Origin of the sequence: Gardnerella vaginalis (assembly GCF_001546485.1) — a bacterium.
GTDB lineage: Bacteria > Actinomycetota > Actinomycetes > Actinomycetales > Bifidobacteriaceae > Bifidobacterium > Bifidobacterium vaginale_D.
This window is the reverse complement of record NZ_KQ956870.1, coordinates 63,924-76,452: the sequence shown is the minus strand read 5'-3', so window position 1 is coordinate 76,452 and position 12,529 is coordinate 63,924. Positions and strand designations below refer to the sequence as shown.

Annotated in this window: 9 protein-coding genes; 8 read left to right on the top strand and 1 reads right to left on the bottom strand. The window is 42.3% G+C overall.

From position 1 onward, the window contains the following. Positions 1-45: 45 nt before the first annotated feature. Positions 46-957 carry a hypothetical protein gene (locus HMPREF3208_RS05305; RefSeq protein WP_064347559.1) on the bottom strand — a complete coding sequence of 304 codons (912 nt, stop codon included), beginning with the start codon at positions 955-957 and terminating at the stop codon, positions 46-48. A gap of 396 nt (positions 958-1,353) precedes the next feature. Between HMPREF3208_RS05305 and HMPREF3208_RS05300 the strand changes: the two genes are divergently transcribed. The 8 genes from HMPREF3208_RS05300 to tyrS all read left to right on the top strand — a co-directional run bounded on the left by HMPREF3208_RS05300 (position 1,354) and on the right by tyrS (position 12,414). Beyond that, positions 1,354-2,301 (top strand): cation diffusion facilitator family transporter, encoded by a 948-nt coding sequence (locus HMPREF3208_RS05300; RefSeq protein ID WP_419471012.1) that lies wholly within the window; start codon positions 1,354-1,356, stop codon positions 2,299-2,301. Positions 2,302-2,400: 99 nt separating this feature from the next. Further along, on the top strand, positions 2,401-3,303 hold the full coding sequence (locus HMPREF3208_RS05295; protein ID WP_064347556.1) for a TrmH family RNA methyltransferase: 903 nt from the start codon (positions 2,401-2,403) through the stop codon (positions 3,301-3,303). Between the two features lie 71 nt (positions 3,304-3,374). After that, positions 3,375-4,442, top strand: coding sequence for a phenylalanine--tRNA ligase subunit alpha (pheS, locus tag HMPREF3208_RS05290; RefSeq protein WP_064347555.1), 1,068 nt, complete (start codon positions 3,375-3,377; stop codon positions 4,440-4,442). A 5-nt stretch (positions 4,443-4,447) separates the two neighbouring features. Then, the gene (gene pheT / locus HMPREF3208_RS05285) at positions 4,448-7,072 is read left to right on the top strand and encodes a phenylalanine--tRNA ligase subunit beta (RefSeq protein WP_064347554.1); all 2,625 of its coding nucleotides are present in this window, start codon (positions 4,448-4,450) and stop codon (positions 7,070-7,072) included. Positions 7,073-7,347: 275 nt separating this feature from the next. Continuing rightward, a complete protein-coding gene (locus HMPREF3208_RS05280) occupies positions 7,348-7,893 on the top strand; it encodes an arginine repressor (protein WP_016637277.1) in 546 nt (181 codons plus the stop codon). Positions 7,894-8,162: 269 nt separating this feature from the next. Continuing rightward, entirely contained in the window at positions 8,163-9,377 is a 1,215-nt protein-coding gene (locus HMPREF3208_RS05275; RefSeq protein WP_064347552.1) for an argininosuccinate synthase, read from the top strand. A gap of 55 nt (positions 9,378-9,432) precedes the next feature. Then, entirely contained in the window at positions 9,433-10,923 is a 1,491-nt protein-coding gene (gene argH, locus HMPREF3208_RS05270; RefSeq protein WP_155639978.1) for an argininosuccinate lyase, read from the top strand. Between the two features lie 171 nt (positions 10,924-11,094). Beyond that, entirely contained in the window at positions 11,095-12,414 is a 1,320-nt protein-coding gene (gene tyrS, locus HMPREF3208_RS05265) for a tyrosine--tRNA ligase (protein ID WP_064347551.1), read from the top strand. Positions 12,415-12,529: the final 115 nt, after the last annotated feature.

The following is a 12,529-nucleotide window of genomic DNA, read 5'->3' as shown; positions in this document are numbered from 1 at the left end:
TGTACAGCAAACAGATTCGATTACCGCAAAACAATGTGCCGCGCGTTATCGTCTGCGCCAGCGAGTGCGCCCTTCGCCAGTGTCGCTGCAAACCATAGGCACGCCTTTTGGCGATACAGCTTCTACTCCCGGTCCTGAATTGCAGAAAGAACCTGGATGGACAACTATTGCGCCTGAATTTTGTGGCGTCTGTTGCTGAGGTGTGGGAGCGGGAGCAGGAGTTTGAACCTGTTGTTGTTGCTGTTGTTGTTGTGCCGGTACTGGGGCAGGAGCAGAAGCAGGGTTTTGATTTTGTTTAGAATCATTGCCTGCGTTTTTACTCGCATCGCCATTATTGCCATTATCACCATTATTGCCAGTATTGCGATTAGTATTAGAACGCAATACTTTCTTTACGCTATTTTTTCTTTTACGATTAACGCGTTTGCGCTTACGCGTTGTGGCTTTCTTTTTGCGTTTTATACCATTTTTGCTGTTTTTACGTTTCTTATTTTTTCTATTTTTCCTATTTTTTTGATTTTTACGATTTTTCTTCTTTTTGCGTGTCTGCTTTTTCTTAGACTTTTTGCTATCAGATTTTGCTTTATTGCGTTCTTCTGCTGTTAATCCGTCTTCGTCTACTACTTCGATGTGTTTCTTTGAATTCTCGTCCTTCTTTCCCTTTTCGTCACTTTTTTCAGCCTTTTTTCCGTCTTTATTTTTATCTTTAAAAACCGATTTCCAAAAGTTTTTAACTCCGTCAAACCAAGAACCTGCGGCAATTATTTTGGTACTATTGTCAGATTTTTGAGTTGCTGCAATGCAAGAGTTTACTTTATTTTCGCCAGCATACGCTGTCTCGGGAGTAGCAAATAGTGATGCCGACATTGCGAGAGTAATGAGTATGCCCAAAGTAGTATTTATAATGGATTGAGTTGTAGTTTTATGCTTCGTCACGCATGTAATCTTCTTGCTCATAAGTTTCCTATCTGTAGTTTCGCAAGCTAGGTTATACTACATTCTATTTGATTGTTATTAAGTATGTTGCGTTAGCTGTGTTTTTATTCGTATGTTTGATTCTATATAAAATTTGGGCAAGTTACATTTAACAAAATTTGGGCAAGTTGCACTTATTTTCGTTTATGTTGACGGTTTGTGATTACATAGTTATAGATATGAAATATTTAGCAATTGAACCCCGGCTTCGGCTGGGGTTCATTGCGTATAAGAGAAAATGCGAATGATATTGAGAAATAATATCATTTCAATATTTTAGGGGAGGCTTAATAAGTGCATAATCATAACGGTGCAACTTCAACTAGCGGCATTGATTCGCATTCAAGAAGTGCCAATTCCAACGTAAATAACGTCAAGGTGAATGCCACCAACGCTAACGCAGCTTCCCAAGCGGCAGCAATCCACGCAAGTCACACCCATCAGCACCGACTACTTCTTACTCTTTCTCTTACTTCAATCGTATTTTTTGCCGAAGTAATAGGCTCTTTCCTCACAAATTCTCTTTCGCTTCTTATTGATGCTGGCCACATGCTTACGGATATTTCCGTTCTTGCAGCTTCAACGGTTACAGCAGTTCTTATGCGTCGTCGTCCAAGTAGCAAGCGCACGTGGGGTTGGGCTCGTCTTGAGGTTATTACTGCTGCCGCAGGTGCTCTCATTTTGCTAATTGTTGGCGTATATGCTCTTGTTGAGGCTGGAATGCGTCTTTTTGGCAACGGTCACCAAGGTATTCATGATGTAAATCAGCTGCTTTTCTTTGGTATTCTAGGCCTTGCTGCAAACCTTGCTTCGCTTGTAATTCTTATGTCTCAATCTCAAGACAATATGAATATGCGAGCTGCCTTCCTTGAAGTTATGAATGACGCTTTAGGCTCTGTGGCGGTTGTAATCTCTGCAATCGTTATGATGAGCACTGGTTGGGCAGGTTTTGATGCTCTTGCCGGCGCGATTATTGCTATTCTTATGATTCCGCGCGCGCTGAAGTTGCTCAAGAATGCTGTTAAGGTTCTTCTTGAGCAGACTCCGGAAGGTCTTGATTTAGATAAAGTACGTGAGCATTTGGAGCATGTGCCGCATGTTCTTGCTGTTCATGATTTGCACGCAAGTACTGTTTCTACTGGCATGCCAATTTTTATGGCTCATGTTGTTGTGGATCCTAACATGACTATGGCTCAATGTGCTCAAGTGCTTTCGCAGCTCCAGGATTGTTTACGTGAGCATTTTCCTGTTTCTGTTTCGCATACTACATTCCAGTTGGAACCTGAAGGCTATACCACTTCTAGTTCTTCTGAGCATCACGAGTAATATTTGAAGCATTTAGCTATTATTTAACTGTGTTGCAATCTGTGTTGCAATCTGTGTTGCAATCTGTGTTGCATTCGTTTTTTGAAGTAAAGTGGAAGTATGCCTTTAAAAGATTTAATTGATAATCCGCACAGTGAGCGCGTGCGTAGACTTGTAGCGTTAGGCAGAGGCAACTCGCATGATTTTAAGCGTTTTTTGGTTGAAGGTCCGCAAAGCGCGCGTGAAGCCGTTCGTTACGCTTCAGATTCAATAAGTGATATTTACGTTATTAAAGAAGCTTGCATAAGTAACAAAGAAGAAACTAATCAATTTTCTTCTTTGCAGGCAATTATTAAAGAAGCGTTATCTAAGGACTTATACGTTCATCCTGTTGAATCTAGTATTATGCAAAAAATTAGTGCAGATTCGCAAGGAATTGTTGCTGTTGCGGATTCGCGATTTTTGAATGATTGGTACCTAAGTGAGTTTCAAAATTTGCAAGAATCTTCTCATGCAAACAGTAGTACTAACCCTCTTTTAATTGCAGCTTGCTGGCAAGTAAGAGATCCTGGTAACGCTGGTGCGATTATTCGTGTTGCGGATGTAGCAGGCTGCGATGCTGTTGTTTTTGTGGATGATTGTGTAAGTCGTTGGAATACTAAGTTAGTGCGTTCTACTACAGGATCGCTCTTCCATCTTCCTGTAGTGCAGTTAAGTGTTCAAGATTGGTTTGACTACGCTAAAAAGGCGAATATTCGCGTTATTGCAGCAGATATTTATGGAACTGATCAGCTAAAACCTGTGCCTTTTCCAAAGATTCTCGCAAGTGAGGAGCTTACTAGCAATTCTTTAGCTCTACTATTCGGTAATGAGGCTAGAGGATTACCTCAAGGCGTATTGCAGCAAGTTGACGATATTTCAATAATCCCAATCTATGGAAAAGCAGAATCAATGAATCTTGCAACAAGCGCTGCAGTGATGCTCATGGGCTTGGCTATGTCGAGTCATGCGCGAAAAATATAGGACTGAGCGGTATTTTGGAATAGTATATATACAGATGTGTGTATACGCATAACACAGATAGGAAGGGTGCTGTGACCGATAATAAGCCATTCGATGTGAAAGCGGTAACTCAAGCAGTCAACGAAGGTATTGCTCGTGCTGCTGCTGCTCAAACCATGGATGAATTGAAGGCGGTAAAGACTCAGTACGCTGGTGCGCAGTCGGTGATGACTGTTGCAAGTAAATCTATTGGTTCGCTACCTGCGGATCAAAAGAAGGAAGTTGGCAAAGTTATGTCAGCATTGCGTGCTGATTTTGGACGTGCATTTGCTCAGGCTTCGGAGCGTGTTAAATCTGCTGAAGAAGCACGTATGCTTTCTGCTGAAACAGTTGATATGACTCTTCCGGTGAATCGCAAACCTCTTGGTGCTCGTCATCCGATAGCTCGTATTATTGAAGATTTTGAAGACTTCTTTATTTCTATGGGTTGGCAAATTTCTGCAGGTCCAGAAGTTGAAACTGAATGGTTTGATTTCGACGCGTTGAATTTTGGTCCAGATCATCCTGCTCGCCAAATGCAAGATACTTTCTACGTTCAGGGAAATCAAGCCAAGGATGCTGCAGGCTTTGTTGGTTCAAACATGGTTTTGCGCACGCAGACTTCTTCTGATCAGGTTCGCGCATTAATTGAGCGTGGAGTTCCTCTTTATATTGCTTCACCTGGTCGCGTATTCCGCACAGATGAGCTTGATGCAACTCACACTCCAGTATTCCACCAGTGTGAAGCTTTAGCTGTAGATAAGAACTTGACAATGGCTGACTTAAAGGGCGTTCTTGACCGTTTGGCTGTTGCAATGTTTGGTCCAGACGCTAAAAGCCGTTTGCGTCCTAGCTACTTCCCATTTACTGAGCCGAGTGCTGAGCTTGATTTGTGGTTCCCTGATAAGAAGGGCGGTCCAGGCTGGATTGAATGGGGTGGCTGTGGAATGGTTAACCCTAATGTGTTGAAGTCTGCAGGTTTAGATCCGCAGGTTTACACAGGCTTTGCGTTTGGTGTTGGCTTGGAGCGTACTTTGCTGCTACGTCACGATATTAACGATATGCATGATTTGGTTGAAGGCGATAAGCGCTTCAGTGAACAGTTTGTAATGGGGGAGTAATACTCATGCCAATGGTAGATATTGACTGGCTTAAAGATCATGTTGAAGTGCCAGAAGGTTTAACGTACGAGCAGCTTGCTAAAGATTTGGTGCGCGTAGGTCTGGAAGAAGAAGAGATTCATACTTCTCAAGTTACCGGTCCGATTGTCGTAGGTTACGTAGTGGATGCAACTCCTGAGCCGCAGAAAAATGGTAAAACTATTAATTGGTGCCATGTTGATGTTGGTGAAGAATATAACGATGTCGATGAGAACGGTAAGAAAGTTCCTCGTGGCATTATTTGTGGCGCTCCAAATATGGCTGCTGGTGAAAAGGTTGTAGTCACACTTCCTGGTGCCGTGCTTCCTGGCGATTTCAAGATTGAGCCTCGCAAAACTTATGGCCACATTTCTAACGGCATGTGTGCTTCTGAGCGTGAGCTTGGTTTAGGGGATAGTCATAACGGCATTATTTTGTTGCGTGAATATGGCTTCTCTAAAGCTGAATATGATGCTTTGAAGCCTGGTGATGATGCTATGGAGTTGCTGCATCTCAATAAGCCAATTTTGGAAATAAATATTACTCCGGATCGTGGGTACGCTTTCTCGTATCGTGGTGTTGCTCGTGAATATCATCACTCAACTGGCGCATCGTATACGGATCCTGTCATAGCGTTGAATGAGCAAGCTAAAAAGGTAATGGAAAACGAAGGACATAAAACTGCTGATGTTGAGGTGAGTGTCGAGGATACAAACCCAATTCATGGTGTTCCTGGGTGTGATCGTTACTATGCTCGTGCTGTACGTGGTTTTGATGCTGCTTCGCAGAGTCCTCGTTGGATGCAACGTCGTTTAACGCGTGCCGGCATGCGTGGCATTTCGCTTGCTGTTGATGTTACTAATTACGTTATGCTTGACTTAGGTCAGCCTTTGCACGCTTACGATTTAGATAAGATCGAGGAACCGATTGTGGTTCGTCGTGCACATGCTGGTGAGCATCTAACTACGTTAGATGGTAAAGATCGTGAATTGCATGTTGAAGATTTAGTGATTTGTGATTCTCCACGCGGCAACCATGGATCTCGTGTGCTCGGCTTAGCTGGTGTTATGGGTGGCATGTACGGTGAAGTCACGAGTGAAACCAAAAATATTTTGCTTGAAGCGGCTCATTTTGATCCTGTGTCGATTGCTCGTACTGCCCGACGCCATAAGCTTCCTTCTGAGGCTTCTCGTCGTTTTGAGCGCGGTGTTGATACTGATTTGCAACCTGCTGCAGTGCAGATGGCTGCAAATCTTTTGGAGAAGTTTGGTAATGCTCAGCCGTCTTCGTCTCCTCGTGATATTAACAATACGCAGACGCGCAATGTGATTGTGTTTAAAGCGGATGAAGTGAAGCGTGTTGCTGGTCTCGATATTGATTTGAACCACATAAGTGACATTCTTACAGATATCGGCTGTTCTGTTGCTGGTGGTGGTAACGGTTCATTCTCTATACTTCCTCCAACATGGCGTCCAGATTTGAATGAGCCGTGTGATTTGGTCGAAGAGATTGCCCGTTTAGTTGGTTATGATGAGATTCCTGTTAAGGTTCCAGCAGTTCCTGTTACTGGTCGAACTGGTTTAACTGCTGAGCAGGCGACTCGTCGTGCTATTGCCTACGAGTTAGCAGAAACTGGACTTGTTGAATCCTTAAGCTACCCGTTTGTAGGAGAGGATGATATTAAAGCTTTCCGTCAGGATGTAGATGAAGTTGCTGAAGTAAGTGTTCGTATTGCTAATCCATTGGCAGGCGATCGTCCTTGGCTTCGTCGATCTGTTCTTATGACATTAGCTGGTACTGTTCGTCGTAATCTTCGTCGTGGCTTAACTGATATTTCTATGTATGAACTTGGTCATGTGTATTTCAGTGATCCAAATGCTCCTGCTATTCCTGCATTGCCTGGTTCAGTGCGACCATCTAATGCTGATCTTGCTGCTTTAGATGCCGGTTTGCCGCAGCAACCTTTACATGTTGCCGCGTTACTTACCGGTCATGCTGAAGAAACTGGTTGGCTTGGCACACACCGTGATGTTGATTGGAGTGATGCTGTTGAAGCACTTCAACGTGTGGGCAAACGAATTGGTGTTCGTTTTGTGCTTAACCAGTTTGAAGCTAAAGAAGCACCATCTTCATGGCATCCTGGTCGTAGCTCTCAGGTTTGTATTGTTGCAGAAGATGGTTCTTGTGTAGATCTTGGTGTTGTTGGCGAATTGCATCCTCACGTGTGTGATGCTTTAGATTTGCCTAAGCATTCAGCTGCTTTTGAGCTTGATTTGACAGCATTGTTTGACAATATGTCAATGAAGCCGGTGCAAGCAAAACCAATTTCGACTTTCCCTCCAGTAAAACAAGATTTTGCTTTTACAGCACCTGTTACTTTGAAAGCAGAAGTTTTACAATCTGCCATTGAGCGTGCTGCTGGAGATTTGCTTGAATCAGTTGAGTTGTTCGACGTGTACGAGGGTGAGCAACTTGGTGAAGGTTTGCGCTCTCTTGCTTACTCTGTAACGTTTAGAGCTGCAAATAGAACGCTTTCTGGTGATGAGATGGATGCAGTTCGTAAGCTGATTACGAAGTCTGCTGCTGAATTGCAGGCAACTTTGCGCGCATAAGCTCATCACATGATATATAGTGCGACTGTACAATCGCGATATGATGGTTGTGCAGTCGCACTATGCTATTATTTTCGTTTTAATTTTTATGCTTGGTTGGTACTGATTGTTCCGTATGAAAACAAGTTGGTACGAGAGAATATATAATTTTGTGAGTAGAGAAAATATGTGTAAGAAAAAACACATAAATAAGTGTTATAACATGTAGATATTTATGCGTGCAGTCGTATATATTTGATGAGAAATGTTTTTTCTGAAAGGTTTTATAGAGAACTATGACGAATCCAAAAATGGATGTTGAAAAAAACACTAGTGATGATGTTGCTGCAAAGCAGCAGCGTCCTGCTACGAAAGCTGCGCGTTTAAATGCTATTGAACAAGCGCTATTGTCTGAAGTAATTACTTCACAGTCGCAGCTTGCTAAAGTGCTTGCTCGTCACGGTTTTGAAGTTACTCAAGCTACGTTAAGTCGTGATTTAGATGAAATAAATGCTGTTAAAATACGTTTAACGGATGGCAGGATTGCTTATGTGCTGGGTGATGGTACGGGGAACCGTCACGCTATGGACACTGTTCGTATAGATCAGCAGGTCGCGCGCACATTGGCTGGTCTTGTTACAGAAGTTGGTCATGCGAATAATATAGTGGTGATTCATACTCCATCTGGTGCAGCACAGTATGTTGCTAGTGTTATAGACCGTCAACCTTTAAAAGGTATTTTGGGATCAGTTGCTGGAGATGACACAGTTATTATGGTTTGTGTGTCAAATGAAGAGGCTAAAGATCGAGCTGATTGGATGTTGACAGTAGCGTCTCGTTAAGTGTGGAATATTGCTGGGGAAGAAAGCAGTTTAATTAGTTGTAGGTACAGTTACAAAATAAAGAATAAAATCTGCGAGCGTACACAGTGCATTGATAAGCTGTGTGCGCTTTTTTATGTATAAATATTATTGCACTAACTTTTAAAATATTCTCATAAAACTTTGTAAAAAAACAGATCTTAACATTTTTTATATATCTATTGATTTTATCTAGAGTGTATAATATGCTCTGTATTGTTTAATTATACAAAGCGGCCTAGGAGGTCACGATGAATAGTAACAAGCGCATTGTTCTAGCATATTCAGGCGGTTTGGATACATCTGTAGCAATTCCATATTTGAAAGAACAAACAGGTCAAGATGTTGTAGCTGTTTCTCTTAATGTTGGTCAAGGTGGAGAAGCTCTTGATACGATTAAAAAGCGTGCATTAGCGTGTGGTGCTGTTGAATCATATGTTGTTGATGCTCGTGAAGAATTTGCTCATGAATACTGCATGCTTGCTTTGAAAGCAAATGCAATGTATGAAGATGTGTATCCACTGGTATCTGCTTTGTCTCGACCACTTATCACTAAACATTTAGTAAAAGCAGCACACGAATTTGACGCAGATACGATTGCACACGGTTGCACTGGTAAAGGTAATGATCAAGTTCGTTTTGAAGTCGCAATTCAATCTTTAGACCCAGACTTAAAAGCTATTAGTCCAATTCGTGACTTGTCACTTACTCGAGATGTTGAGATTGCTTTTGCGAATGATCACAAGCTTCCAATTACTCAGAGTAAAAAAAGCCCATACTCTATTGATCAAAATGTGTGGGGTCGTGCAATTGAAACAGGTTTCCTAGAAGATCCATGGAACGCTCCAACTGAAGAATGCTATTCTTATACGCAAAATCCTATGGAATCTCAAGAGTCGGATGAAGTAACAATCACATTCGAAAAGGGCATTCCAGTTGCAATCGACGGGCATGACGTAACGCCTTTGCAAGCAATTGAAGAAATGAACGCAAGAGCTGGCGCACAGGGAATTGGTCGAATTGACATTATTGAAGATCGTTTAGTTGGCATTAAATCTCGTGAATTATACGAAGTGCCAGGTGCTCAAGCATTAATCACAGCACATCAGGAGCTTGAAAATTGCTGTCTAGAACGTGAGCAGCACAGATTGAAGCGTTCTCTCGACAAAAAGTGGGCAGAATTTGTATACGACGGTCAATGGTTCTCGCCAGTTGTGCGTTCGTTGAATGCGTTTATTAACGAAACTCAAGAGCATGTATCTGGCGATATTCGTATGACTATGTTCGCTGGAAAGGCTGTTGTTACTGGCCGTCGCTCTAAAGAATCTTTATATGACTTTAACTTAGCTACTTACGATTCTTCCGATACTTTTGATCAACGTGCATCCAACGGTTTCATTGAAATCTACGGATTGTCTAGCAAGGTTGCTGCAGCTCGTGACATGCGTGTTGCAAATAGTAACTAATAAGCACACCTGAACAATAATAGAGAAGCAATTAAATTATTAATGCGAGGTAATAATGACCATGCACGATGCAACCAACAATACTAATCATCCCATCGCACTATGGGGAGGTCGCTTTAGCTCAGGCCCTTCCAAAGAGCTTGCAGCATTGAGCAAATCAACACAGTTTGATTGGCGTTTAGCTGATGATGATATTGCAGGATCGCGTGCTCATGCGCATGCGTTGCATCGTGCAGGTTTATTAACTGAAGAAGAGTATACGAATCTTTGCGAAGCTTTAGACGAACTGCAAAAACGTGTTGATAATGGAACTTTTGCACCTATTGAGGAAGATGAAGATGAAGCTACTGCTTTAGAGCGTGGTCTGCTTGAAATTGCAGGGAATGAGCTTGGTGGAAAGCTTCGAGCTGGACGTTCTAGAAATGATCAAATTGCTGCGCTTATACGCATGTTTTTGCGCAGACATGCTCGACTGATTGTGAACTCGTTGCTTTCAGTTTGTAATGCTTTAGTAAAACAATCTAAAGATGCAAAAGATGCTGTCATGCCAGGGCGCACTCATATGCAACACGCTCAGCCGATTTTACTAGCACACCAGTTAATGGCTCACGTTTGGCCGTTACTTCGTGATATTCAGCGACTTATCGATTGGGATTTGCGTGCAAATGAAAGCCCGTATGGAGCAGGTGCTTTAGCTGGTAACACTCTTGGTCTTAGTCCAGAAGAAGTTGCCAAAGAACTTGGTTTTGCTAAAGTTTGTGCAAATTCTATTGACGCCACAGCGAGCCGAGATATTGTTGCAGAATTTTCATTTATTGCAGCAATGATTGGAGTAGATATTTCTCGCTTAAGTGAGGAAATTATTATTTGGAATACTCAAGAATTTGCGTTTGTGCAATTGGACGACGCTTATTCAACCGGTTCTTCAATCATGCCTCAAAAAAAGAATCCGGATATTGCAGAGCTTGCTCGCGGTAAAGCAGGTCGACTCATAGGTGATTTAACTGGATTAATGGCAACTCTCAAAGGTCTCCCTACAGCTTATGCTCGCGATTTACAGGAAGATAAAGAGGCTGTTTTTGATCAAATTGATACGCTAGAAATACTGCTTCCAGCATTTGCAGGAATGATAGAAACTATGAAATTTGATATCAAGCGTCTTCGTGAGCAATCTGCAACTGGTTTTGCACTCGCTACCGATATTGCAGAGTGGCTTGTAAAACAGGGTGTTCCTTTCCGAGAAGCGCATACATTGTCGGGTCAGTGTGTGAAGCGTGCTGAAGAAATTGGTGGGGATCTTGCCGATTTAAGCGATGCTGATTTCGCAGCTATTTTAGGTAAATTCATTCATTGCACTAGCCTTGGTGAGCTTAGAAAAGTACTTTCTAGCGACGGCTCTGTGGCATCTCGCTGTGGTAGAGGTGGTACTGCATTCGTTCGCGTAAAAGAACAGATTGGTGAAGCGGAAAGTTTAGTAGAGCATTACTCGCATTTTGCCGATTCAATAAGCGATGGATGCGCATATCATACTCCTACAATTTTGTAAAATTTTTAAGAATTGCATTATTAACTGAATAAATATTGTGTCGAATACAAGGTCATACAGTATTCGGCACATGCTTATTAAGCGTGTCGCCCTGTGCTGCAAAAATTGAAAAGCTTGTGGACGCATGTAGCGCCCGATATTTTCGGTAATTTTTGCACTAAGGAGATACGAATGGCTCAAGTCAGGAATTACAAAGAAGCTGGATTCACTTCTTTGTTTGAAGAGCTGAAGTGGCGTGGATTAATTTCACAATCTACCGACGAGCAGCAGCTTGCTCAAGCGCTTGACGGAGAACCATTAACGTATTATTGCGGCTACGATCCTACTGCTGCTTCTTTGCATATTGGTAATCTTGTGCAGCTTATTAATATGCGTCATTTGCAGGCTGCAGGTCATCATCCTATTGCTTTAGTTGGCGGTGCTACTGGTTTGATTGGTGATCCTCGTCAAAGTGGTGAGCGTACGCTTAATTCAAAAGATATTGTGGCTGGATGGGCTGAACGTTTGCGCAAGCAGATTGGTCGTATTTTGCCGCTTGATGGTGACAATCCTGTTCGTTTTGTCAGCAATTACGACTGGGTTTCTAAAATGTCGGCTATTGACTTCTTGCGTGATGTTGGTAAAAACTTCCGCGTTGGCACCATGCTTGCTAAGGATATTGTGGCTCGTCGTTTAAATTCTGACGAAGGTATTTCTTTCGCTGAGTTTAGTTATCAGGTTTTGCAAGGCAACGATTTCTTGTACTTGTTTGATAACTACAATGTTACTTTACAACTTGGTGGCTCAGATCAGTGGGGTAATCTCACTTCTGGCATGGATTTGATTCGTAAGGTTCGTGGAGCTTCAGTAAACGTATTTACTAGCCCTATTATTACCGATAATCAGGGTCGTAAGTTTGGTAAGTCCGAAGGCAATGCCATGTGGCTTGATCCTTCTATGCTTAGCCCTTATCGCTTCTACCAGTTCTGGTTTAATCAGCCAGATGATGAGGTTGTTAAATTACTTAAAGTGTTCACGTTCTTACCAAAAGATGAAATTGAGCGTTTGGCTCAACAAATTCAGGATGATCCTGGAAGCCGCGAAGCTCAGCGTGTGCTTGCTTGGGAAGTTACCAGTTTTGTGCACGGAGAAGATGTGACGAATCAGGCGATTGCAGCTTCTAGCGCGTTGTTCGGTAAGGGTGACTTAACTGAAATTGACGAGCAAACTCTTGAAGCTGCTTTAGACGGGGTTAAAGTTAAGGCAGAAGATGGTAGCTTAGAATTTGCAAAATCTTCTAACGGTACTCGCGTTGTAGAAGCTGCTGTTGCTGCGGGATTGTTCCATACTATTTCTGAAGCCCGTCGTGCTATTGAAGCTGGCGGCTTGTATGTAAACAATGAACGAGTTAGCAGTGTTGATGATGTATTAGATGACCATGCTTTCTTACATAATCGTTTTGCTTTACTGCGTCGTGGTAAGAAGGCTATTGGTGCTGTAGAGCGCGCTTAGTACGCGTTTATGATTATTTGAAATACGTCTGTTGTAAGCTGGTTGAATGCTGTATGCTATACCTTGCTTACAACAGACGTTTACTGATGTTAAAAATATAGTATAAATGTGATTT